The sequence below is a fragment of the Aquabacterium sp. genome, assembly GCF_049317225.1.
Lineage (GTDB): Bacteria > Pseudomonadota > Gammaproteobacteria > Burkholderiales > Burkholderiaceae_C > Aquabacterium.
The window spans coordinates 1-21362 of record NZ_JBMOIR010000019.1; the positions used below are offsets into that span (position 1 = coordinate 1).

A 21362-nucleotide genomic window follows, 5' to 3' on the forward strand; every position below is an offset into this window, starting at 1 on the left:
CGTGAAGGCGGTCGTACCGTCGGCGCCGGCGTCGTTGCCAAGATCATCGAGTAATTGACATGACACGGCCTGCTGGGCTTCGGTCCGGCAGGCGTCATCGTTCTTTAATTTAAGGAAGTGTGTCATGGCACAACAAAAGATCCGCATCCGCCTGAAGGCTTTCGACTACAAGCTGATCGACCAATCGTCGGCTGAAATCGTCGAAACCGCCAAGCGCACCGGCGCCATCGTCAAGGGTCCCGTGCCCCTGCCGACCCGCCTGCAACGTTTCGACATCCTGCGTTCGCCGCACGTCAACAAGACTTCGCGCGACCAGTTCGAAATCCGTACGCACCAACGTCTGATGGACATCGTCGATCCTACCGACAAGACCGTTGACGCTCTGATGAAGCTGGACCTGCCTGCTGGCGTGGACGTCGAAATCAAGCTGCAATGAGATCGCTGAATCCGCAAGGATTCAACGTTTCCAGTGAAAACCGCCTTCGGGCGGTTTTTTCATGGGCGCACCACTTCGCGCTTGCGTTACCTGAGGTGCTTTGTTATGATCGCAGGCTTTCCCGCAATGGGAGGGTTTGTGCTTGCTTAATTTTTAAGCAGATCAAGCTTCTCGGAGTGGAAATCCCAAGGCAGTGGCTGGGACGTAAGTGTCAGCGGCTGCCGAAAGAGTCGGCCCGGCCAATCGTTGTCGGGCTTGTGTAAAAGGCCCCCAATTGTGGGGCTGGAGAAAAAACCATGAGTCTTAGCAATCGCCTCGGATTGCTGGGCCGCAAGGTTGGCATGATGCGCATCTACACAGACGACGGCGACGCCGTTCCTGTGACTGTGCTGGACGTGTCCAACAACCGCGTGTCCCAGGTCAAAACCGTTGAGACTGACGGCTACACTGCCCTCCAGGTGGTGTTCGGTGCGCGCAAAGCTTCGCGCGTGACCAAGCCTGAAGCCGGCCACATGGCCAAGGCTGGCGTGGAAGCGGGTGAAATCACCCGTGAATTCCGCGTGACGCCTGAAGTCGCCGCTGAATACGCAGCTGGTAGCGCCATCGCTCCTGCCGCTTTGTTCCAAGCTGGCCAACTGGTCGACGTGCAAGGCACCTCGATCGGTAAGGGCTACGCCGGCACCATCAAGCGCCACAACTTCGGTTCGCAGCGCGCTTCGCACGGTAACTCGCGTTCGCACAACGTTCCTGGCTCCATTTCGATGGCCCAGGATCCAGGTCGCGTGTTCCCAGGCAAGAAGATGACCGGTCACATGGGTGACGAGACCGTCACCACGCAGAACCTCGACATCGTGCGCGTTGACGAAGCTCGTCAACTGCTGCTGGTCAAGGGCGCTGTTCCGGGTTGCAAGGGTGGCTTCGTCACCGTGCGTCCGGCCGTGAAGGTCAAAGTCAAGAAAGGAGCCAACTGATGGCACAGCTCGAGCTCCTCAATGAGCAAGGTCAGGCTGCTTCCAAGGTTGAAGCTTCCGACACCGTGTTCGGCCGTGAGTACAACGAAGCTCTGATTCACCAGATCGTTGTCGCTTACCAAGCCAATGCTCGCCAAGGTACCCGCGCCCAGAAGGACCGCGAGACCGTCAAGCACACCACCAAGAAGCCCTGGCGCCAAAAGGGCACCGGCCGCGCTCGTGCTGGTATGTCTTCCTCGCCTCTGTGGCGTGGGGGTGGACGCATTTTCCCGAACAGCCCTGACGAAAACTTCACCCAGAAGATCAACAAGAAGATGTACCGCGCCGGTATGGCCGCCATCTTCTCGCAACTGGCTCGTGAAGGTCGCCTGGCCGTGGTGGATTCGATTGACGTCGAAGCCCCCAAGACCAAGCTGCTGGCTGCCAAGCTGAAGGCCATGAACCTGGACCACGTCCTGGTGATCGCTGACGAAGTCAACGAGAACCTGTTCCTGGCTGCACGCAACCTGCCCAACGTGCTGGTTGTTGAGCCCCGTTACGCCGATCCCCTGTCCCTGGTCTTCTACAAGAAGGTCGTGGTCACCAAGGGTGCGATCGCCAAGCTGCAGGAGATGTTCGCATGAGCACTCTGAAATTCGATGAAGCCCGCCTGCTGAAGGTGCTGGTCGCTCCGATCATTTCGGAAAAGGCCACCGCCGCTGCTGAAGAGCGTGGTCAAGTGATGTTCAAGGTGCTGCGCGACGCCACCAAGCCCGAGATCAAAGCCGCTGTTGAGCTGCTGTTCAAGGTTGAAGTGAAGTCTGTGCAAGTCCTGAACCAAAAGGGCAAAGTCAAGCGCTTCGGTGGCCGTCTGGGCCGTCGTGACCACGCCAAGAAGGCCTTCGTGGCTCTGAAGGACGGTCAAGAGCTGAACTTCTCTGGGGAGGCTGCGTAATCATGGCTGTCGTCAAACTGAAACCGACATCGCCTGGCCGTCGTGGCGTGGTGAAGGTCGTTCACAAACACCTGCACAAGGGCGCTCCTGAAGCTTCGCTGCTGGAACCCCAAAAGCAAAAAGCTGGCCGTAACAACAACGGTCACATCACGATGCGCCACAAGGGCGGTGGTCACAAGCACCACTACCGCGTGGTCGACTTCATCCGTAACAAGGATGGCATCCCTGCGAAGGTCGAGCGCATTGAATACGATCCGAACCGTACGGCTCACATCGCTCTGGTGTGCTATGCCGATGGCGAGCGTCGTTACATCATCGCTCCTCGTGGCCTGGAAGCTGGCGCAACCGTGATCAGCGGCTCCGAAGCCCCGATCAAGGCTGGTAACACGCTGCCCATCCGTAACATCCCCGTGGGCTCCACCATCCACAACATCGAACTGAAGCCTGGTAAGGGCGGTCAGATCGCTCGTTCGGCTGGTACGTCCGCTGTGCTGATGGCTCGCGAAGGCACCTACGCTCAGGTTCGCCTGCGCTCCGGTGAAGTCCGCAAAGTGCACATCGAATGCCGCGCCACCCTGGGTGAAGTGAGCAACGAAGAGCACAGCCTGCGTCAGTATGGTAAGGCCGGTGCAATCCGCTGGAAGGGCATTCGCCCAACCGTTCGTGGCGTGGCCATGAACCCTGTGGATCACCCGCACGGTGGTGGCGAAGGCCGCACTGGCGAAGGTCAAGTCCCTGTGTCGCCATGGAACACCATGACGAAGGGCTACCGTACCCGTAACAACAAGCGCACGCAGACCTTCATTGTGTCGCGTCGTAAAAAGTAAGAGGTAGGCTGAAATGGCTCGTTCTCTGAAAAAGGGTCCGTTCGTTGACCATCATCTGCTGGCCAAGGTTGAAAAGGCTGTCGAAACAAAAGACAAGAAGCCTGTCAAGACCTGGTCGCGTCGTTCCACCATCCTGCCTGAGTTCATCGGCCTGACCATTGCTGTGCACAACGGCAAGCAGCACGTGCCCGTGTACATCCAGGATCAGATGGTTGGCCACAAGCTCGGCGAGTTCGCCCTGACCCGTACGTTCAAGGGTCACCCAGGCGACAAGAAAGCCAAGAAATAAGGAGCAGCGACGATGGAAACCAAAGCAATCGTTCGCGGTGTTCGCCTGTCTGTCGACAAGGGTCGTCTGGTCGCTGACCTGATCCGCGGCAAGAAGGTGGACCAAGCCCTGAACATTCTGGAATTCACCCAGAAGAAGGCCGCTGGCATCATCAAGAAGGCTCTGGAGTCGGCAATCGCCAACGCCGAGCACAATGACGGTGCTGACATCGATGAACTGAAGGTCAAGACCATCTATGTGGAGCAAGGCACCACGTTGAAGCGTTTCACCGCCCGTGCTAAGGGCCGTGGCAACCGCATCAGCAAGCCGACCTGCCACATTTATGTGACCGTGGGCAACTAAGCGAGAGGCTGAAAATGGGACAGAAAATCCACCCAACCGGCTTCCGCCTGGCCGTCACCCGCAACTGGGCTTCGCGTTGGTACGCTACCAACCGTCAATTCGCCTCGATGCTGGCTGAAGACCTGGAAGTTCGTGAATTCCTGAAGAAGAAGCTCAAGAACGCGGCCGTGTCGCGCATCTTGATCGAGCGTCCCGCCAAGAGCGCACGCATCACCATCTTCTCGGCTCGTCCGGGCGTGGTGATCGGCAAGAAAGGCGAAGACATCGAAAACCTGAAGGCAGAACTGGCCAAGCGCCTGAACGTGCCTGTGTCGGTGAACATCGAAGAAGTGCGCAAGCCTGAAGTCGATGCTCAGCTGATCGCAGACTCGATCACGCAACAGCTGGAAAAGCGCATCATGTTCCGTCGCGCCATGAAGCGCGCGATGCAGAACGCCATGCGTCTGGGCGCTCAAGGTATCAAGATCATGTCGTCCGGTCGTCTGAACGGCATCGAAATCGCTCGTACCGAGTGGTATCGTGAAGGTCGCGTGCCTCTGCACACCCTGAAGGCCGACATCGACTACGGCACTTCCGAAGCTCACACCACCTACGGTGTGATCGGCGTGAAGGTGTGGGTCTACCGCGGTGACCGCCTGGCCAATGGCGAGGCTCCCGTGCTGAAGGGTGACGATCGCGAAGACGATCGTCGTAACCGTCGCGGTCCTCGCGGCGACCGTCCGAACGACCGTCGTGGTCCTCGTGGCGGCCGTGGCGCACCTGCTGATGGTAGCGACAAGTCCGCTGCTGTGGCTGCTGATGCCAAGCGCGTTCGCAAGGCTGCTCCCGCCGCCGAAGCGAAAGGAGAATAAACATGTTGCAACCTAATCGTCGCAAGTTCCGTAAGGAGCACAAAGGCCGTAACACGGGTGTTGCCACCCGCGGTGCCGATGTGTCCTTCGGCGATTTCGGCCTGAAGGCCACTGAGCGCGGTCGCATCACTGCTCGTCAGATCGAAGCTGCCCGCCGTGCGATTTCCCGTCACGTCAAGCGTGGTGGTCGCATCTTCATTCGCGTGTTCCCCGACAAGCCGATCTCTAACAAGCCGGCAGAAGTTCGTATGGGTAACGGTAAGGGTAACGTTGAGTACTACGTGGCTGAAATCACGCCCGGTAAGGTGCTCTACGAAATCCAAGGCGTGTCTGAAGAGCTCGCACGTGAAGCGTTCAAGCTGGCCGCTGCCAAGCTGCCACTGAGCACGACCTTCGTTGGCCGCCAGTTCGGCATCTAATTTAGGCGCTAAGGAGAAAGTTATGGCGAAAGCCTCTGAACTGCGCGCCAAAGATGTGGCCGCACTGGAAACTGAAATCAAGGACTTGCTGAAGTCGCACTTCAACCTGCGTATGCAGCGTGCCACCCAGCAGCTCAATGACCACTCGGCTCTGAAGAAGACTCGTCGCGACATCGCTCGCGCCAAGACGATTCTGACCGAGAAGAAAGGAGCCGCCCAATGACGGACGCTCAAACCAAAGTGACCCGTACCCTGGTGGGTAAGGTGGTCAGCGATGCCCGCGCCAAGACCGTGACGGTTCTGGTCGAGCGCCGCGTCAAGCACGAGCTCTACGGCAAGATCGTGGCCAAGTCCCGTAAGTATCACGCTCACGACGAGAACAACGAGTTCAAGATCGGTGACGTGGTCGAAATCACGGAAAGCCGCCCTCTGTCCAAGACCAAGAGCTGGGTTGTGACCCGTCTGGTCGAGAAGGCTCTGGCCGTCTGATTCTTGTGATCTGATTGCCATGCAGGCAGCGGGGTTTCGGCCCTGCCATCTGCTTCAAAAACCGGTTGTCCAGGATACTGGCAGCCGGTTTTTTTACGTCCCTACACAGGAGAGCTGCGCATGATCAAAGTTGGAGACAAGCTGCCCGCTTGCACGCTGTTTGAGTACATCGATGTCGAGACCGAGGGTTGCAGTCTGGGCCCGAATCCGGTGACCTTGCCGGATGCGCTCCAAGGCAAGACGATTGCGCTGTTTGGCTTGCCTGGTGCCTTCACACCCACTTGCTCAGCCCAGCATGCGCCAGGCTACATCGCTCAAGCCGAGGCTTTCAAGGCTGCCGGCGTGGATGAAATCTGGTGCGTGTCGGTCAACGACGCCTTCGTGATGGGTGCTTGGGGGCGTCAGTTGCAAGCAGCCGGTAAGGTTCGCATGCTGGCCGATGGCAGTGCGGATCTGGCCAAGGCCACCGGTCTGACGCTGGACCTGAGTGCAAAGGGCTTGGGGCTGCGCTCGGGCCGCTATGCCATGCTGGTCAAGGATGGTGTGGTCAAGATCTTGAACAACGAAGAGGGCGGCGGCTACGCGGTCAGCGACGCGGACACCCTGCTGAAACAGATCAAGGGATAAACGCGTCGCCGCTATCGATGTCGAGGGCGGCATCGATCACCGGGTGGATGCACGCAGGCGCACAGTTCATGAAGGGCTGTGCGCCTTTTTCATGCGTGATGCACATGGGCTGTGCGTGTCCGTGGGTGTCGAGGACCTTGGGGAGCCCGGGGGCCGGCCATTTCGACTTGGCACGATTTAAGCATGGCGAATCCCTGTAAACCTGACCGTTTGGTCAAGATTGCATTCAAGGAGATGCCGCGTGACCGAGAGCCCCACCCCCGATGTGCAAGCGGGACGTTTGCCCGCTGAGGCCTACGCCGAGCGATTCGGTGATGCCTGTCCACCCCTGACGCCTGGTCAGGCCGTGATCGAGGCCGAGCGATGCCTGTACTGCTACGACGCGCCCTGCCAGACTGCCTGCCCGACCGGGATCAATGTGCCCCAGTTCATCCGGCGGATCGCCGATGGCAACCTGAGGGGCGCCGCACGGACCATACTCGAGGCGAACCCCTTGGGCGGCATGTGCGCCCGCGTGTGCCCCACCGAAGAGCTGTGCGAAGCGGTGTGCGTGCGCCAGACCCATCAGGGCAAGGCGATCGAGATCGGGCGCTTGCAGCGCGTGGCGGTGGACGCGGTGATGCGTGAGGACGCCGCACCCTTGTTTCAGCGCGCCGCGCCCACGGGGCGAAAGGTGGCCGTGGTGGGGGCCGGTCCCGCAGGCCTGGCCTGTGCGTACACCTTGGCCCGTCAAGGTCACGGCGTGAGCTTGATGGACGCGCACGACAAGGCGGGGGGCCTCAATGAGTATGGCTTGGCGAGTTACAAGACCGCTGGTGGCTACGCGCAGCATGAGATTGACTGGCTGATGTCCATCGGCGGGATCACAGTCCAGACCAACTATGTGTTGCAGGACCCGGCCCAGTTGCAGGCCTTGCAGCACACACACGACGCAGTCTTTCTGGGCATCGGCTTGCGGGGCGTGCGCCAACTGGGGTTGCCAAAGGAGGCCCTGTTGGCGGGCGTGCATGACGCGGTGGCGTTCATTGCGGCCTTGCGTCAGTGCGACGACCTGTCGAAGTTGCCGGTGGGGCGACGGGTGGTGGTGATTGGGGGCGGCATGACGGCCGTGGATGCCGCGGTGCAGGCCAAATTGCTGGGCGCCGAGCAGGTCACGATGGTGTACCGCCGGGGGCCGGAGGCCATGTCGGCCTCGCAGGTGGAGCAAGCGTGGGCGCAGACGCATGGCGTGACCTTGCGCCACTGGATGGCGCCGACCGCGCTGCTGGGCGACACCCATGTGACCGGGGTGGCATTCGACGTGGCGACTCCTGGCCCGGACGGGCAGGTGCGAGCAACACGTACCGAGGTCATCGAGGCGGACATGGTGCTGAAAGCCATTGGCCAGCAATTGGAACCCTCGCCCTGGACCGCGTGCGGCCTGACCGTCGAAGGCGGACGCATCGTGACCGATGCCGCAGGCCGAACGGCCGTACCCGGTGTGTGGGCGGGGGGCGACTGCTGTGCGGGTGGTCGTGACCTCACGGTGGAGGCGGTGGAGGCAGGGAAACAAGCGGCCTTCTCCATTCATGCATTTTTGTCTTCGGAGTTCTGACCATGGCCGATCTGCGCAGCAATTTCGTGGGCATTCACAGCCCCAATCCCTTCTGGCTGGCATCGGCGCCACCCACCGACAAGGCCTACAACGTGGTGCGCGCCTTTGAGGCGGGCTGGGGCGGTGTGGTGTGGAAGACCTTGGGGGAAGACCCACCCGTGGTGAACGTGAGCGGGCCCCGATACAGCACCTTGATGAGCCCGGATCGCCGTGTCCTTGGCCTCAACAACATTGAGTTGATCACCGATCGGCCTTTGGATCTGAATCTGAAAGAGATCACCCAGGTGAAGAAGGACTGGCCGGACCGCGCCATGGTGGTGTCACTGATGGTGCCGTGTCAGGAAGCCTCATGGAAGCGGATTCTGCCCATGGTGGAGGACACCGGCGCCGATGGCATCGAGCTGAACTTCGGGTGTCCTCATGGCATGAGCGAGCGGGGCATGGGCGCCGCAGTGGGCCAGGTACCCGAGTACATCGAGATGGTGACCGCCTGGTGCAAGCACTACAGCAAGCTGCCGGTGATCGTGAAGCTGACGCCCAACATCACGGACATCCGCTTGCCCTCGCAGGCAGCCAAGCGGGGTGGTGCTGATGCGGTGTCCTTGATCAACACCATCAATTCGGTGATGGGCGTGGACCCGGACACTTTGACGATGATTCCGAGCACGGCCGGCATGGGATCGCACGGTGGCTACTGTGGTCCGGCGGTCAAACCGATCGCGTTGAACATGGTGGCCGAGATCGCTCGCACGGCGGAGACACGCGGGTTGCCGATCTCGGGCATTGGCGGGGTCACCACCTGGCGCGATGCGCTGGATTTCATGGCCTTGGGTGCGGGCACGGTGCAGGTGTGCACGGCTGCCATGGTCTACGGCTTCAAGATCGTGCAGGAGATGACCGACGGTTTGTCCAACTACATGGACGAGAAGGGCTTTACCTCGCTGGAACAGCTCATCGGCAAGGCCGTGCCCACGGTGACGGACTGGAAGTTCCTGAACCTCAACCATGTCAGCAAGGCCGTCATCGACCAGGACCAGTGCATCAGTTGCGGTCGTTGCCATGAAGTGTGTGAAGACACGTCGCACCAGGCCATCACGGCGACGAAGGATGGCGTGCGCCACTTCGAGGTCAAGGAAGACGAGTGCGTGGGGTGCAACCTGTGCGTGTCGGTCTGCCCGGTGGAGGGATGCATTTCGATGCGTGACTTGATGCCGGGTGAGATCGATCTGCGCACCGGAGAAGCGGTGAAGGCCGAGCCTTTGAACTGGACTGCGCACCCCAACAACCCCAGTGTGGCCGCATCGTGCGCCTGACGCCAACCGGAGCAAGCCATGTCAACGAGTGTCTGGATTCGAGGCGGTACGGTGGTCAATGCCGACCGCGAGCAGCGCGCCGATGTGCTGTGTGTGGATGGGCAGATTGCGGCAGTGGGCCATGAGCTGAGCGTGCCGGCGGGGGCCACTGTGATCGATGCGGGCGGGCAGTATGTGATGCCCGGCGGCATCGACCCGCACACTCACATGCAGCTGCCCTTCATGGGCACGGTGACGGCCGATGACTTCTTCACCGGGACGGCAGCGGGGCTGGCGGGCGGCACCACCAGCATCATCGACTTTGTGATTCCTGACCCGCAGCAGTCGCTGATCGAGGCATATCAGACCTGGCGGGGCTGGGCCGAGAAGGCCGCGGCCGACTACAGCTTCCACGTGGCCATAACGTGGTGGAGTGAGCAGGTCAAGGCGGACATGGCCACCTTGGTGCGCGAAGAGGGGGTCAACAGCTTCAAGCACTTCATGGCCTACAAGAACGCCATCATGGCCGATGACGAGACCCTGGTGAACAGCTTCCGTCAGGCGCTGGCTTTGGGCGCCATGCCCACGGTGCACGCCGAAAACGGTGAGTTGGTGTTCTTGCTGCAGCAGGAGATGAAGGCCCAAGGCCTGATGGGGCCGGAAGCGCACCCGCTGTCGCGCCCGCCAGCCGTGGAAGGCGAGGCAGCGCAACGCGCGATCGCGATCGCGGACGTGCTCAATGTGCCCATCTATGTGGTGCACGTGTCCTGCGCCGAGTCGGCGGAGGCCATTGCCCGCGCCCGTGCGAAGGGGCAACGGGTGTATGGCGAGGTGCTGGCCGGGCATCTGGTGGTGGACGACAGCGTCTACCGACACCCTGACTTTGCGGTGGCCGCGGCGCACGTGATGAGCCCCCCCTTCCGGTCGCCCGACCATCAGCAGGCGCTGTGGCGAGGGCTGCAAGCCGGCCACCTGCACACCACGGCCACGGATCACTGCACCTTCTGTGCGGCCCAGAAGGCAGCGGGGCGGCTGGACTTCAGCAAGATCCCGAATGGCACGGGCGGGGTGGAAGAGCGCCTCGCCGTCATCTGGGACGCGGGCGTGAACACGGGGCGGCTGACGCCGTCGGAGTTCGTGGCCATCACCTCGGCCAATGCGGCCAAGCTGTTCAATATCTATCCCCGCAAGGGATGCGTGGCCGTGGGGGGCGATGCGGACCTGGTGGTGTGGGACCCTGCAGCCACCAAGACCTTGTCGGTGAAGACGCAGCACTCGAAGGGCGACTACAACATCTTCGAAGGGCGTACGGTGACGGGCGTGCCCAGCCACACGCTCAGTGGGGGGCGGCTGGCCTATGTCTGCGGCGACTTGCGAGCGGAGCCCGGACAGGGCCGTTACGTCAAGCGCCCGGCCTTTGGCCCAGTGTTCGATGCCTTGTCACGCAAGGCCGCGATGCACGCACCTCAAGCGGTGTTGCGCTGAAGGGAGAGCCAACATGACCTTGTTGATCAATGAAGCACGCCTGTGGCAATCGCTGATGAGCCTGGCCGACATCGGGGGCACGCCCAAAGGCGGCGTCTGCCGCCTGGCCCTCACGGACCTTGACCGTCAGGGGCGTGACCTGGTGATTGGCTGGGCCCGTGAGGCAGGGATGAGCGTGACCATCGACCAGATCGGCAATGTCTTCATGCGCCGGCCAGGGCGCCGCGCCGACTTGCCGCCCATCATGACGGGCAGCCACATCGACACCCAGCCCACCGGGGGCAAGTTCGATGGCAACTATGGCGTGCTGGCGGGACTGGAGGTGGTGCGCACCCTCAATGATCACGGGATTGAAACCGAGGCCCCGATTGAGGTGGCGTTCTGGACCAATGAGGAGGGTTCACGCTTTGTGCCGGTGATGATGGGCTCGGGCGTGTTTGCCAAGGCGTTTTCATTGGAGACCGCCTATGCGGCACAGGACACAGAGGGCAAGACCGTTCGAGACGAACTGGCCCGCATCGGCTACATCGGGGACGAGGTGCCCGGCGAGCACCCGGTGGGCGCGTATTTCGAGGCGCACATCGAGCAAGGCCCGGTGCTGGAGGACCACGGCATCACCATCGGTGTGGTCGAGGCGGTGTTGGGCATCCGTTGGTACGACTGCACCGTGACGGGCATGGAGGCCCATGCCGGCCCCACCCCCATGGGCCTGCGGCGCGATGCCTTGCAGGTGGCCACACGCATCATGCAGGAGGTGGTGGCGGTGGCCATGCGCCATCAACCGCATGGGCGAGGCACCGTGGGCATGGTGCAGGTGCACCCCAACAGCCGCAATGTGATCCCTGGGCAGGTGAAGTTCTCGATGGACCTGCGCAACGTCAGCAACGAACTGTTGGGCCAGATGGATGCGGAGATCCGCGCCTACGCGGCCCAGGTGGCGCAGGACAGCGGCCTGACGGTGCAGGTGCAGGAGGTGTCGCACTATCCGGCGGTGCCGTTTGAGGCGGGCTGTGTGTCGGCGGTGCGCCAGGCGGCTCAGGCCTTGGGCTACTCGCACATGCCGTGCGTGTCTGGCGCTGGACATGATGCGGTGTATGTGGCGCGTCTGGCACCGGCCGGCATGATCTTTGTGCCGTGCAAGGACGGCATCAGCCACAACGAAATCGAATCGGCTGAGCCGGCCCACCTGGCTGCGGGATGCAATGTGCTCTTGCACGCCATGCTGGACCGGGCTGGCGTGGCGCGTGACTAGTCGTTGGGCAGACCGTAGGCCGCACGGGCCTTGAGGCACTGAGGGTCACCGGCCGTGACGAGCCGGCAAGGCTCGGGCCGGACCTCGTAGATGCCGCAGGCCACGTGCTGACCGACGTGACCTTGCAGCGCGGCGCAGTGAGGGTGCTTCGAGGAGGTGCCCTGCATGCAGCACAAATGCGCGTTGAGGGGTTCGGTCAGCTCGACCGGGATCGCGCCGCCACCATCTGTGGCTTCGGCCCAGTAAAAAGACACGCGGTAAGCCGCACAACAAGCGCCGCAGCGCTGACAGTCCAACATCAGAGAAGGCAGGTCGACAAGACAGAGCGCGAGTTTAGCGACTCAGGCCGCATCCGCGCAGGATCAGGCTGACGACGTGCTCGGTGGCCCGCTGGTGATCGACATCGCTCAGAGCCTCTTGTTGCATCACCGCCCGGATCTGGACGTCAAAGTCAGCGTAGGTTTGCGTGGCCGCCCAGATCGAAAAGAACAGGTGGGTGGTGTCCACGGTGGCCATGTGGCCGGCGGCAATCCAGCCGTCCAGCACACGGGCCTTGTCCATGACCTGCTGGCGCAGGTCGGTGCGCAGCAAATCGAGCACCACGGGTGCACCGTGCAAGAGCTCATTGGCAAAGACGCGCGAGGCATCGGGGCGGTCGTGTGCAAGCGCCATCTTCAACTCGATGTAATGCCGCAATGCCTGTGCGGGGTCGGCGTCGGGGGTGATGGCATCCAGCGGAGCCAGCCAGTCGTGCAGGACGGCATCCAGCACAGCGCGGTAGAGCTCACGCTTGTTGCCGAAGTAGTAGTGCAGATTGGCTTTGGGCAGGCCGGCTTCGTCGGCGATGTCGGCCATGGTGGCGCCTTCAAAGCCAGCCCGGGCAAAGACGCGTTCGGCAGCGCGCAGGATGGCCGCTTCGTTGAGTTGACGAATCTGCCGTTTGCTGGTGCCTGCGCTGCTGCTCATGCGCTCATTTTGCCGCTTGCTCCCACACGATGTGGGTCATGGCAGCCTTGCCGGGGTCCTTCTTGATGACCGGATCGCTGCCACCGGCCATCAGCACCTTGATCGTGCGCTCGTATGCGGCCGGATCCAGATAGCCCATCTTCGGCGTGTTGGCGTTGCTGATCAACTTGGCCACGTTTTCCATCTGGCGCTTTTGCACGGCAAGGCTGGCGCTGCCCGAGGTGTCATTGGCCACCACGATCTTGGCCGCTTCTTCAGGGTGCTTCACGGCCTCGTTCCAGCCCTTGAAGCTGGCCTTGAGGAACTTGGCCATCTTGGCGACAAAGGCTTTGTCACGCAGGTTGGGGGCCAGCACGTACAGGCCATCTTCCAGCGAGGCCACGCCCTGGTCCTGGTAGAAGAAGGTGACCAGATCGGATTCCTTCACCCCCGCGTCCACCACTTGCCAGTACTCGTTGTAGATCATGGTCGAGATGCAGGCCGCCTGGTTTTGCAGCAGCGGATCGACGTTGAAGCCTTGCTTGAGGATGGTGATGTCCTTGCCCGGTTTGTAGCCCAGTTTGCCCATCCAGCCCAGGAAGGGATATTCGTTGCCGCCGTACCAGACGCCCAGGGTCTTGCCCTTGAGATCCTTGGGACTGTGGACGCCACTGGCCTTCTTGCAGGTCAGCATCAGGCCGGACTTGTCGAAGACCTGCGCGATGTTGACCAGCGGCACGCCGTTTTCACGAGCGGCCAGGGCATCGGGCATCCAGTTCACGATGACGTCGGCCGACTTGCCGGCCAGCACCTGCACGGGCGACACATCGGTGCCACCGGGCTTGATGTTGACGTCCAGTCCAGCCTCCTTGTAGTAGCCCTTGGCCTGTGCCACGTAGTAGCCTGCGAATTGCGCCTGCGGCACCCATTTCAGTTGCAGGGTGACCTTTTCAGCGGCGTGCGCACCCACACTCAGTGCGGCAGCGGCCGACACCAGGGCCAGGCGGAAGGTGGAGGACAGCTTGCGGTTCATCGTGAGCTCCTGTGATCAAGGGTAGGACATGAACAAAAACATCGCCATCAGGCAGAACGCACCGAGGGGTGCCAGAAATTGACGCGTCGCTCCAGCCGACTCAGCGCGGCGTAGCCCAGCATGCCCACCGCACTGGCGACCACGATGGTGGCCCAGACCAGCGGCATGTTCATGCGGGAGGCCTCGGTCGAAATCCGAAAGCCCAGACCCACGGTGGGGGAGCCGAAGAACTCCGCCACGATGGCGCCAATCAAGGCCAGTGAGGCATTGACCTTCAGCGCATTGAAGATGAAAGGCAGGGCCACCGGCAGGCGCAGATCCAGCAAGGTGCGGCGGTAGCTGGCGGCGTAGGAGTACATGAGTTCGCGCTCCAGCTTGCCGGCGGCCTGCAGTCCGGCCAGGGTGTTGATCAAGGCCGGGAAGAAGGTCATCAGCACGATGACGGCGGCTTTGGAGGGCCAGTCAAAGCCGAACCACATCACGGCGATGGGGGCCACACCCACCAGCGGGATGGTGCTGGTGAGCGAGGCCACGGGCAGCAGCCCGCGCTGCAGGAAGGGCATCTTGTCGATGGCGATGCCCGTCAGGACGCCCAGGCCGCAGCCCAGCGTGTAGCCGATCAGCACGGACTTGCCCACGGTTTGCACGAGGTCGGCCCACAAGGTATCGGTCTGGGTCCACAGGGCGATGGCGATGGCAGAGGGTGGCGGCAGCAGCACGCGGGGCACGGCAAAGGCGGTGACGCCCAACTCCCACATCAGCAGGAGCCAGACCCCGAACAGGGCCGCGGTGAGGTGCGCGCTCCAGCGCAGCGATGACAGCGCGGCAAGACGCTGGATGGTGACCACGCACAGCAGCACCAAGGCCAAGGCACTCAGCCAGTAGCCTGCGCCCGGGACGGTGGTCTCGTCGTTCGGGGCCAGGGCAATGAGTCCGCCTGCGCCCATCAGTGCGACGATGATCAGGACACCGGTGATGCCGGTTGATCGGGTCGGCCACAAGGCCCGCAGTGCGGCGGCACTCAAGCACAGCCAGGTGCCTCCCTGCAGGGCCAGACCCCAGTCCGATGACGCTTGCCACCAGGCTTGTGGATGCCATTCGAAGTCGCCTGGATCGACCGACAGGATGGGGTAGGGCAGCGCCAGACAGAGCAAGGCCAGTGCGGCAACCGCCAACACGGCACCAGGAGCGGGAACGCGTGGGTTCATCACATGAGCCTCAACGGATGGACTGACGCTGACGCAAGGCCAGACGTTCCAGCGTGCTGACGGCGGCGGTCAGTGCCACGCCCAGCACGGCAGACATCAGCAGAGCCGACCAGATCTGAACGGTGTTGCCGTAATACGAGCTGGTCAACAGACGGGCGCCCAATCCCGCCTGGGCACCCGTGGGCAGTTCTGCCACGATGGCGCCGACCAGGCCCGCAGAGATGGCCACGCGCAGGGCCGGAAAGAGGAAGGGCAGCGACGCGGGAAAGCGCAGCATCCACAGCGTTTGCATGCGATTGGCTGCATAGGTGTAGAGCAACTCTTTCTCGATGCTTTGGGGCGCGCGTAGCCCCTGCACCATCGCCACGGTGACCGGGAAGAAGCACAGGTACATCGAGATCACGGCTTTGGGCAGGGTACCGGTCAGGCCCAAGCTGCCCAGCACCACCAGCACAATCGGTGCAATGGCCAGCACCGGCACGGTTTGCGATGCCACGATCCAGGGCATCACCGCCTTCTCCAACGTGGGGGCGTGCACGATCCCGATGGCGAGCAACAAGCCCAGCAGGGTGCCCATGCCGAAGCCGAGCAGTGTGGCTTCGGCCGTGGTGGCGGTGTGCATGAGCAGACTGCGTGGGCTGTCGGCTGGCCAGTCCCAGATGCTGTGCCACATGTCGGCGGCGATCTGATGCGGGGCGGGGAGAACCGGCCGCTGCATGGACCAGGTCGTACTGATCAAATCCTGCCAGCGCCAGGGAGCCGTCGGACCACCCAGCACACGCTCGATGGCGCCGGGTGCATTCAGTGCAACCGCGCCCAGGTACCAGCCGCCCAACAGTACGGCCAGCACCACGCCTACCGGCAGCACGTGGTGCCACACGGCCCGAATGTTGAATACAGAGGAGGATGAGGTCGATGACATGGCTCGCTCACCCCATCAGTGATGGCCGTCAGCCAAAGCTTCGCGCACCTCATGTGCCAACGCCATGAACTCGGGAGTGTCGCGCATGGACAGGTCGCGATCGGGTGGCAAGGTGGAGTCGATGACCTTGACGATGCGTCCGGGGCGAGGGGACATGACCACAATGCGGGACGACAGGTACACCGCTTCGGCGATCGAGTGGGTCACGAAAATGACCGTGCGTTGTTCGCGGCGCCACAACTGCTGGAGTTGGGCGTTGAGGTCATCGCGGGTGATCTCGTCAAGGGCCCCAAACGGCTCGTCCATCATCAGCAGCTTGGGCTCGAAGCCCAGCGCCCGGGCAATCGACACCCGTTGCTGCATCCCGCCTGACAGTTGCCAGGGGTACTTCTTTTCGAACTGAGACAGACCCACGCGAGCCAGTTGGGTGCGTGCGATCTCGCGAGCGGTCTCGGGCGGGGTGCCCTGAATCTCCAGGGGCAGCATCACGTTGGACAGCACCGTGCGCCACGGCAGCAAGGCCGCCGCCTGGAAGACGTAGCCGTAGGCACGCGCCAGGCGGGCATCGTGCGGCGTCAGCCCATTGACCAGCACGGTGCCGGAGGTGATGGGCTCCAGATCGGCGATCACCCGCAGCAAGGTGGTTTTGCCGCAGCCCGACGGGCCAATCAGCGAGATGAACTCGCCTTGACGGATATCGAGGTTGATCTCGTGCAGCGCGCGCACCGGCGCGTCCGGCGCCGGATAGATCACGCTGGCGTTCTGGACCTGAACGACAGGTTTGCCCAGAACCAGCGAGGACGGTGGTTCGGACAGATCGGCAAGCATCTCGGGTGCATTCATGGGGACAGCAGAAAGTTGACCGGCTGGTCAGGTTTGCTTGTCCACTCTCATGCGAGTTCTGTGCCAGATGCGTGAGTGCGACCCATCAGGGGCGTTGGCGCGCGGCACGCACCAGGAAATCTCTCAGACGTGGGTCATCGGCGTGCGCCACATTGAAGCGGAACCACTGGGTCGGTTGTTGATCCAGGCGGAAGTAATCGCCGGGGGCCAGCGCAATGCCCTCGGCCACCGCCGCTTGGGCGAGTGCGCGGGCATGGTGCGTGGTTTTGCTCGGACTTGGGGCATCCGGCCAGCCGGCGCACACATACAGACCACTGTCGGGCACGGCCAGGGGCTGCAGACCGATGTCCATGAGGGACTCGACCACGCGCTCGCGCGCGGCAGCCAGTCGGTGGCGGATGCGCTCCAGATAGCGCCGGTGGGCCGGATCGGCCAGCACGCGGGCGGCTGCGCGTTCGTTGATCTCGGATGTGGTCAGGCCGCACGTCATCTTCACACGGGCCAGCGGCTGCACCAGTGCAGGCGGGCAGGCCACATAGCCCACGCGAATGGCCGGGGCAATCGTTTTGGAAAACCCGCCCAGCACCAGCACGCGGTTCAGTCCGTCGAGACCGCCCAGTGAGGGTGCATGGGGGCCATCGAGGTCCCGGAAGATGTCGTCTTCAATCAGCCAGAAGTCGTGCCGTTCGGCCAGGGCCAGCAGCTTGTGCAATTGCTGCAGTCGCAAGGTGGTGGACAGCGGGTTCTGCCCCACCGTGGTCACGAACATGGCTTTGGGGCGATGCAGCGCCGCCAGTCTGGCCACCTCGGCCAGATCCAGTCCCTGCGCGGTGCGTGGAACGCCAATGGGGCGCAGACCATGACAGCGCAACTGGGCATGCAGATTCCAGTAGCCGGGGTCTTCCACCAGCACGGCGTCGCCGGGTTGCATCAGGCCCATCATCACCAGCTCGAAGCCGTGGGTGACCCCGTGGGTCAGGATGATCTGGTCGGCATGCACAGGGCCCAGCCGGTCGGACAGATCCTGGGCCAGCCACTGACGCAATCCGGCGTAACCCAAGGGGTGGCCATAGCTGGCGAGGTGCTCGCCGGCGATGCGGGTGGCCTGTCGCAGCGCGGCATGGAAGTCGTTTTCGGCATACCAGCTCAAAGGCAGCCAGCCACAGCCTGCCGCCAGCAAGTCACGTCCTTGCGCAAACATGTTCAGACTGAGCCAGTCGTCGCTGATGTGGGTGGGCAGTTGCAGGTCGGCCTGGGCGCGTTCCTTTGCCAGCCGGGAAGACTGAACGTAGTAGCCCGCCCCCTTGCGAGCGGACAGCACCTGTTTGCCCACCAGGGCCGTGTAAGCCTCGGCCACGGTGAAGGTGCTGATGCCCAGCCGGGTGGCCAGAACCCGGACGGACGGCAGGCGGGTGCCTGCGCGCAATTCGCCTTGTTGCACGGCCCGCTCCAGCGCCTGGGTGATGCGGGTGACGAGGCTGGCACTGCGCCGAGGGGCGTCGCCGCGGGTGGCCCGATCCTGCAACGCCAAGGTCAGTTGCTGAAGCCAGTCATGGCCGGAGGCCGCGGGGGCGGTCGAAGGGATGCGGGTGTGAGGCATGTTGAAACTGTACAGATGAAAGGCTCTGTACGGTTGGTGTAAACATGCAAGTCGTTTGCCAGCTTGCCGGTGTACCGTGTCGGTGCACGGGCCATCGGCCCCCTAGGATGAAAGCATGAGCTTCAATCCCGCCACCGAAACTGCTGATCCGGCCACACTGGCAGGCCTGCCTGCCGCCTGGTTGCCCTTCACCCCCAACCGCTATTTCAAGCAGCACCCCAAGATCGTGGTGGGCGCGCAAGGCGCGTACTACCAGACGGCCGATGGGCGCCAGTTGTTTGATGCCTTGTCAGGCTTGTGGTGTTGCCCCTTGGGGCACGGGCACCCCAAGATTGCGGAAGCCATGGCCAAGCAGGCCTCGACGTTGGACTACGCGCCAGCGTTCCAGTTGGCGCATCCGGGCTCGCTGGCGCTGGCGGGGCGCATTGCGGAGATGGCGCCCGCCGGGCTCAATCGGGTGTTCTTCGCCAACTCGGGTTCCGAGTCCGTGGACACCGCCTTGAAGATGGCCATTGGCTATCACCGGCTACGAGGTGAGGGCGGGCGCTACCGCATCATCGGGCGTGAGCGGGGCTATCACGGCGTGGGCTTTGGGGGCATCTCGGCGGGGGGCATGGTGGCCAACCGCAAGATGTTCGGCACCGTGATGCTGCCTGGCGTCGATCACCTGCCGCACACCTGGTCGCCCCAACACATGGCCTTTTCCAAAGGCCAGCCTCAATGGGGGGCTCATCTGGCCGATGAGCTGGAGCGCATGATCGCACTGCACGATGCCAGCACCATCGCGGCCGTCATCGTGGAACCGGTGCAAGGCTCCACCGGGGTGGTGGTGCCACCTGTGGGCTACCTGCAAAAGCTGCGCGACATCTGCACCCGCCACGGCATCTTGCTGATCTTTGACGAGGTCATCACCGGCTTTGGCCGATTGGGCACAGCTTTTGGCGCCCAGCGCTTTGACGTCACCCCCGATCTCATCACCTTTGCCAAGGCCATCACCAACGGCACGGTGCCCATGGGCGGCGTGATTGCCAAGCAAGAGATTTACGACACCTTCATGGGCGTGAACGCGCCGGACTATGCGGTCGAGTTCATGCACGGCTACACCTACTCCGGCCACCCCTTGGCTGCGGCCGTGGGGCACGCCGTGCTGGACATCATGCAGGCCGATGGCCTGATCGAGCGTGCGGCCAGTCTGTCGCCGGTGCTGGAAGAGGCCCTGCACAGCTTGAAGGGCGAGGCCGGCATCACCGACATCCGCAATTTCGGGTTCTGCGGCGCGATCGACCTCAGCCCGTGGGAAGGTCAGCCTGGCCGTCGAGCCATGACCGTGTTTGAAATGGCCATGCAGCAGGGCTTGCTGGTGCGCTTCACGGGGGACACCATTGCCATGGGCCCGCCCTTCATCGCCACGCCAGACGAGTTGGCCCGCATGGTCGATGTGCTGCGCGATGTGGTGCGTCGCACCGCCAGTCCCTTGTGAGTTTTTCAGGAAAGTCCTTGTTCATGTATCACGTACATCACCACATCTCGGGCCAGTCTCAGCCTTCTGCATCCGGCCGATCGGCCGAGATTTTCAATCCCGCGCAGGGGAAGGTTCAGGGGCGCGTGGACCTGGGGACGCCCGCCGAGCTGGATCAGGCGGTGGCGGCGGCACAGGCGGCCTTCCCTGCATGGTCAGCACAACCGGCCCTGGCGCGTGCCCGGGTCATGTTCCGCTTCCTGAGCATCGTGCAGCAACGATCCAAGGCACTGGCCGAGCTCATTGTCCAAGAGCACGGCAAGACCTTTCCCGATGCCATGGGCGAGGTGGCGCGCGCCATCGAGATCATCGAGTTCGCCACCGGCATCCCGCAACTGATGAAGGGCGAGTACACCGATCAGATCGCGCGCGGCATCGACGCGTGGTCCATGCGCCAGCCCTTGGGGGTGGTCGCCGGCATCACGCCGTTCAACTTCCCGGCCATGGTGCCCATGTGGATGTTCCCGATTGCGCTGGCCTGCGGCAACACCTTCATCCTCAAGCCCTCAGAGCGCGACCCCTCACCCTCTCTGTTGATGGCCGAGTGGCTGAAAGAGGCGGGGCTGCCGGACGGTGTGTTCAATGTGGTGCAGGGCGACAAGGCCATCGTGGACGCCATCCTGGCTCATCCTGTGATCCAGGCGGTCAGCTTCGTGGGGTCCACGCCTGTGGCCGAATACATCTATGCCGAAGGGGCGCGCCATGGCAAGCGGGTGCAGGCGCTGGGGGGTGCCAAGAACCACCTGGTGGTCATGCCGGACGCGGAGATCGGTCAGGCAGTGGATGCCTTGATTGGCGCGGCATACGGCTCGGCTGGCGAGCGCTGCATGGCCATTTCGGTGGCCGTGGCCGTGGGCGATGTGGCCGACACGCTGGTGGCGCAACTGGCGGAGCGTGTGCAGGCCTTGCGCGTGGGCGAGGGACATCAGGACGGTGCCGAAATGGGGCCGGTGGTCACACGCATGGCGCAGCAGCGCATCGAAGGCCTGATTGACCAGGGCATTGCCGAAGGTGCCGTGGCCGTGGTGGACGGCCGCGGTTTGCGTGTGCCGGGGTATGAGGACGGCTTCTTCGTCGGGGGCACGCTGCTGGATCGGGTCACGCCCGACATGATCGTTTACCGCGAGGAAATCTTCGGGCCGGTGCTGTGCGTGGTGCGGGTGCCCGACATCGCCGCAGCGGTGAAACTCATCAACGACCATGAATACGGCAACGGCGTGGCGGTGTACACCCGTGACGGCGGCATCGCCCGCGAATTCGTGCGCCACATCCAGGTGGGCATGGTGGGCGTGAACGTGCCCTTGCCGGTGCCCATGGCCTTCAACAGTTTTGGCGGCTGGAAGCGCAGCCTGTTTGGCGATCACCATGCCTACGGCCCCGAAGGCGTGCGCTTCTACACGCGCCACAAGGCCGTCATGCAGCGCTGGCCCGACAGCATTGCGCGCGGGCCGGAGTTTGCCTTTCCGCAGATGACCTGATGGCGT

The 21362-nt window shown here is 63.0% G+C and carries 25 protein-coding genes; 18 read left to right on the forward strand and 7 right to left on the reverse strand.

Annotation, left to right across the window (positions count from 1 at the left end; genetic code table 11):
* Positions 1 to 124: 124 nt before the first annotated feature.
* The 16 genes from rpsJ to ACOYNB_RS11605 all read left to right on the forward strand — a co-directional run bounded on the left by rpsJ (position 125) and on the right by ACOYNB_RS11605 (position 11808).
* Positions 125 to 436 (forward strand): 30S ribosomal protein S10, encoded by a 312-nt coding sequence (rpsJ, locus tag ACOYNB_RS11530; RefSeq protein WP_035037922.1) that lies wholly within the window; start codon positions 125 to 127, stop codon positions 434 to 436.
* A 296-nt stretch (positions 437 to 732) separates the two neighbouring features.
* Positions 733 to 1407: a 50S ribosomal protein L3 gene (gene rplC, locus ACOYNB_RS11535; protein ID WP_374256984.1), complete on the forward strand. Its 675-nt coding sequence runs from the start codon at positions 733 to 735 to the stop codon at positions 1405 to 1407.
* On the forward strand, positions 1407 to 2030 hold the full coding sequence (gene rplD, locus ACOYNB_RS11540; RefSeq protein WP_374256985.1) for a 50S ribosomal protein L4: 624 nt from the start codon (positions 1407 to 1409) through the stop codon (positions 2028 to 2030). The genes rplC and rplD overlap by 1 nt, the downstream gene beginning before the upstream one ends.
* On the forward strand, positions 2027 to 2341 hold the full coding sequence (gene rplW, locus ACOYNB_RS11545; protein WP_374256986.1) for a 50S ribosomal protein L23: 315 nt from the start codon (positions 2027 to 2029) through the stop codon (positions 2339 to 2341). Before rplD ends, rplW begins: the two co-directional genes overlap by 4 nt.
* A gap of 2 nt (positions 2342 to 2343) precedes the next feature.
* Positions 2344 to 3168, forward strand: coding sequence for a 50S ribosomal protein L2 (gene rplB / locus ACOYNB_RS11550; protein WP_374256987.1), 825 nt, complete (start codon positions 2344 to 2346; stop codon positions 3166 to 3168).
* Between the two features lie 13 nt (positions 3169 to 3181).
* Positions 3182 to 3457, forward strand: a complete 276-nt coding sequence (gene rpsS / locus ACOYNB_RS11555) for a 30S ribosomal protein S19 (protein ID WP_290728966.1) — start codon at positions 3182 to 3184, stop codon at positions 3455 to 3457.
* A 12-nt stretch (positions 3458 to 3469) separates the two neighbouring features.
* The gene (rplV, locus tag ACOYNB_RS11560; protein ID WP_290728964.1) at positions 3470 to 3799 is read left to right on the forward strand and encodes a 50S ribosomal protein L22; all 330 of its coding nucleotides are present in this window, start codon (positions 3470 to 3472) and stop codon (positions 3797 to 3799) included.
* Between the two features lie 14 nt (positions 3800 to 3813).
* Positions 3814 to 4650, forward strand: a complete 837-nt coding sequence (rpsC, locus tag ACOYNB_RS11565; protein WP_422839212.1) for a 30S ribosomal protein S3 — start codon at positions 3814 to 3816, stop codon at positions 4648 to 4650.
* A gap of 2 nt (positions 4651 to 4652) precedes the next feature.
* Positions 4653 to 5069 carry a 50S ribosomal protein L16 gene (gene rplP / locus ACOYNB_RS11570; RefSeq protein ID WP_422839213.1) on the forward strand — a complete coding sequence of 139 codons (417 nt, stop codon included), beginning with the start codon at positions 4653 to 4655 and terminating at the stop codon, positions 5067 to 5069.
* Positions 5070 to 5091: 22 nt separating this feature from the next.
* The gene (gene rpmC / locus ACOYNB_RS11575) at positions 5092 to 5292 is read left to right on the forward strand and encodes a 50S ribosomal protein L29 (RefSeq protein ID WP_035037939.1); all 201 of its coding nucleotides are present in this window, start codon (positions 5092 to 5094) and stop codon (positions 5290 to 5292) included.
* Positions 5289 to 5558, forward strand: a complete 270-nt coding sequence (gene rpsQ, locus ACOYNB_RS11580; protein ID WP_374256992.1) for a 30S ribosomal protein S17 — start codon at positions 5289 to 5291, stop codon at positions 5556 to 5558. The genes rpmC and rpsQ overlap by 4 nt, the downstream gene beginning before the upstream one ends.
* Positions 5559 to 5678: 120 nt before the next feature.
* Positions 5679 to 6185 (forward strand): peroxiredoxin, encoded by a 507-nt coding sequence (locus ACOYNB_RS11585; RefSeq protein WP_422839214.1) that lies wholly within the window; start codon positions 5679 to 5681, stop codon positions 6183 to 6185.
* 241 nt (positions 6186 to 6426) lie between these two features.
* Positions 6427 to 7779, forward strand: coding sequence for an NAD(P)-dependent oxidoreductase (locus tag ACOYNB_RS11590; protein WP_422839215.1), 1353 nt, complete (start codon positions 6427 to 6429; stop codon positions 7777 to 7779).
* Positions 7780 to 7781: 2 nt separating this feature from the next.
* The gene (gene preA, locus ACOYNB_RS11595) at positions 7782 to 9092 is read left to right on the forward strand and encodes an NAD-dependent dihydropyrimidine dehydrogenase subunit PreA (protein WP_422839216.1); all 1311 of its coding nucleotides are present in this window, start codon (positions 7782 to 7784) and stop codon (positions 9090 to 9092) included.
* 18 nt (positions 9093 to 9110) lie between these two features.
* The gene (gene hydA / locus ACOYNB_RS11600; RefSeq protein WP_422839217.1) at positions 9111 to 10556 is read left to right on the forward strand and encodes a dihydropyrimidinase; all 1446 of its coding nucleotides are present in this window, start codon (positions 9111 to 9113) and stop codon (positions 10554 to 10556) included.
* A 13-nt stretch (positions 10557 to 10569) separates the two neighbouring features.
* Positions 10570 to 11808: a Zn-dependent hydrolase gene (locus tag ACOYNB_RS11605; RefSeq protein WP_422839218.1), complete on the forward strand. Its 1239-nt coding sequence runs from the start codon at positions 10570 to 10572 to the stop codon at positions 11806 to 11808.
* Here ACOYNB_RS11605 and ACOYNB_RS11610 read toward each other — a convergent pair.
* From ACOYNB_RS11610 to ACOYNB_RS11640, 7 genes are all read right to left on the reverse strand, one after another.
* Positions 11805 to 12107 (reverse strand): YkgJ family cysteine cluster protein, encoded by a 303-nt coding sequence (locus tag ACOYNB_RS11610; RefSeq protein ID WP_422839219.1) that lies wholly within the window; start codon positions 12105 to 12107, stop codon positions 11805 to 11807. The two genes, ACOYNB_RS11605 and ACOYNB_RS11610, sit on opposite strands and share 4 nt — an antisense overlap.
* Before the next feature lie 34 nt (positions 12108 to 12141).
* Positions 12142 to 12774 carry a TetR/AcrR family transcriptional regulator gene (locus ACOYNB_RS11615; RefSeq protein ID WP_422839220.1) on the reverse strand — a complete coding sequence of 211 codons (633 nt, stop codon included), beginning with the start codon at positions 12772 to 12774 and terminating at the stop codon, positions 12142 to 12144.
* A 4-nt stretch (positions 12775 to 12778) separates the two neighbouring features.
* Positions 12779 to 13786 carry an ABC transporter substrate-binding protein gene (locus ACOYNB_RS11620; protein ID WP_422839221.1) on the reverse strand — a complete coding sequence of 336 codons (1008 nt, stop codon included), beginning with the start codon at positions 13784 to 13786 and terminating at the stop codon, positions 12779 to 12781.
* A gap of 47 nt (positions 13787 to 13833) precedes the next feature.
* Positions 13834 to 14994, reverse strand: coding sequence for an ABC transporter permease (locus tag ACOYNB_RS11625; RefSeq protein WP_422839222.1), 1161 nt, complete (start codon positions 14992 to 14994; stop codon positions 13834 to 13836).
* 10 nt (positions 14995 to 15004) lie between these two features.
* A complete protein-coding gene (locus ACOYNB_RS11630) occupies positions 15005 to 15916 on the reverse strand; it encodes an ABC transporter permease (protein ID WP_422839223.1) in 912 nt (303 codons plus the stop codon).
* A gap of 15 nt (positions 15917 to 15931) precedes the next feature.
* A complete protein-coding gene (locus ACOYNB_RS11635) occupies positions 15932 to 16759 on the reverse strand; it encodes an ABC transporter ATP-binding protein (RefSeq protein WP_422839224.1) in 828 nt (275 codons plus the stop codon).
* Positions 16760 to 16844: 85 nt separating this feature from the next.
* Complete coding sequence (locus ACOYNB_RS11640; protein ID WP_422839225.1) at positions 16845 to 18359, reverse strand: PLP-dependent aminotransferase family protein; 1515 nt, start codon at positions 18357 to 18359, stop codon at positions 16845 to 16847.
* 115 nt (positions 18360 to 18474) lie between these two features.
* Between ACOYNB_RS11640 and ACOYNB_RS11645 the strand changes: the two genes are divergently transcribed.
* Both ACOYNB_RS11645 and ACOYNB_RS11650 read left to right on the forward strand, forming a co-directional pair.
* Positions 18475 to 19839 (forward strand): aspartate aminotransferase family protein, encoded by a 1365-nt coding sequence (locus ACOYNB_RS11645; RefSeq protein ID WP_422839226.1) that lies wholly within the window; start codon positions 18475 to 18477, stop codon positions 19837 to 19839.
* Between the two features lie 23 nt (positions 19840 to 19862).
* The gene (locus tag ACOYNB_RS11650; protein ID WP_422839227.1) at positions 19863 to 21356 is read left to right on the forward strand and encodes a CoA-acylating methylmalonate-semialdehyde dehydrogenase; all 1494 of its coding nucleotides are present in this window, start codon (positions 19863 to 19865) and stop codon (positions 21354 to 21356) included.
* The last annotated feature ends 6 nt before the right edge of the window (positions 21357 to 21362 follow it).

Excerpts from the sequence above, each read along its gene's own strand:
- rpsJ (WP_035037922.1), top strand. The coding sequence starts at position 125 with ATGGCACAACAAAAGATCCGCATCCGCCTGAAGGCTTTCGACTACAAG.
- rplC (WP_374256984.1), top strand. The coding sequence starts at position 733 with ATGAGTCTTAGCAATCGCCTCGGATTGCTGGGCCGCAAGGTTGGCATG.
- rplD (WP_374256985.1), top strand. The coding sequence starts at position 1,407 with ATGGCACAGCTCGAGCTCCTCAATGAGCAAGGTCAGGCTGCTTCCAAG.
- rplW (WP_374256986.1), top strand. The coding sequence starts at position 2,027 with ATGAGCACTCTGAAATTCGATGAAGCCCGCCTGCTGAAGGTGCTGGTC.
- rplB (WP_374256987.1), top strand. The coding sequence starts at position 2,344 with ATGGCTGTCGTCAAACTGAAACCGACATCGCCTGGCCGTCGTGGCGTG.
- rpsS (WP_290728966.1), top strand. The coding sequence starts at position 3,182 with ATGGCTCGTTCTCTGAAAAAGGGTCCGTTCGTTGACCATCATCTGCTG.
- rplV (WP_290728964.1), top strand. The coding sequence starts at position 3,470 with ATGGAAACCAAAGCAATCGTTCGCGGTGTTCGCCTGTCTGTCGACAAG.
- rpsC (WP_422839212.1), top strand. The coding sequence starts at position 3,814 with ATGGGACAGAAAATCCACCCAACCGGCTTCCGCCTGGCCGTCACCCGC.
- rplP (WP_422839213.1), top strand. The coding sequence starts at position 4,653 with ATGTTGCAACCTAATCGTCGCAAGTTCCGTAAGGAGCACAAAGGCCGT.
- rpmC (WP_035037939.1), top strand. The coding sequence starts at position 5,092 with ATGGCGAAAGCCTCTGAACTGCGCGCCAAAGATGTGGCCGCACTGGAA.
- rpsQ (WP_374256992.1), top strand. The coding sequence starts at position 5,289 with ATGACGGACGCTCAAACCAAAGTGACCCGTACCCTGGTGGGTAAGGTG.
- ACOYNB_RS11585 (WP_422839214.1), top strand. The coding sequence starts at position 5,679 with ATGATCAAAGTTGGAGACAAGCTGCCCGCTTGCACGCTGTTTGAGTAC.
- preA (WP_422839216.1), top strand. The coding sequence starts at position 7,782 with ATGGCCGATCTGCGCAGCAATTTCGTGGGCATTCACAGCCCCAATCCC.
- hydA (WP_422839217.1), top strand. The coding sequence starts at position 9,111 with ATGTCAACGAGTGTCTGGATTCGAGGCGGTACGGTGGTCAATGCCGAC.
- ACOYNB_RS11605 (WP_422839218.1), top strand. The coding sequence starts at position 10,570 with ATGACCTTGTTGATCAATGAAGCACGCCTGTGGCAATCGCTGATGAGC.
- ACOYNB_RS11610 (WP_422839219.1), bottom strand. The coding sequence starts at position 12,107 with ATGTTGGACTGTCAGCGCTGCGGCGCTTGTTGTGCGGCTTACCGCGTG.
- ACOYNB_RS11615 (WP_422839220.1), bottom strand. The coding sequence starts at position 12,774 with ATGAGCAGCAGCGCAGGCACCAGCAAACGGCAGATTCGTCAACTCAAC.
- ACOYNB_RS11620 (WP_422839221.1), bottom strand. The coding sequence starts at position 13,786 with ATGAACCGCAAGCTGTCCTCCACCTTCCGCCTGGCCCTGGTGTCGGCC.
- ACOYNB_RS11625 (WP_422839222.1), bottom strand. The coding sequence starts at position 14,994 with ATGAACCCACGCGTTCCCGCTCCTGGTGCCGTGTTGGCGGTTGCCGCA.
- ACOYNB_RS11630 (WP_422839223.1), bottom strand. The coding sequence starts at position 15,916 with ATGTCATCGACCTCATCCTCCTCTGTATTCAACATTCGGGCCGTGTGG.
- ACOYNB_RS11635 (WP_422839224.1), bottom strand. The coding sequence starts at position 16,759 with ATGAATGCACCCGAGATGCTTGCCGATCTGTCCGAACCACCGTCCTCG.
- ACOYNB_RS11640 (WP_422839225.1), bottom strand. The coding sequence starts at position 18,359 with ATGCCTCACACCCGCATCCCTTCGACCGCCCCCGCGGCCTCCGGCCAT.
- ACOYNB_RS11645 (WP_422839226.1), top strand. The coding sequence starts at position 18,475 with ATGAGCTTCAATCCCGCCACCGAAACTGCTGATCCGGCCACACTGGCA.
- ACOYNB_RS11650 (WP_422839227.1), top strand. The coding sequence starts at position 19,863 with ATGTATCACGTACATCACCACATCTCGGGCCAGTCTCAGCCTTCTGCA.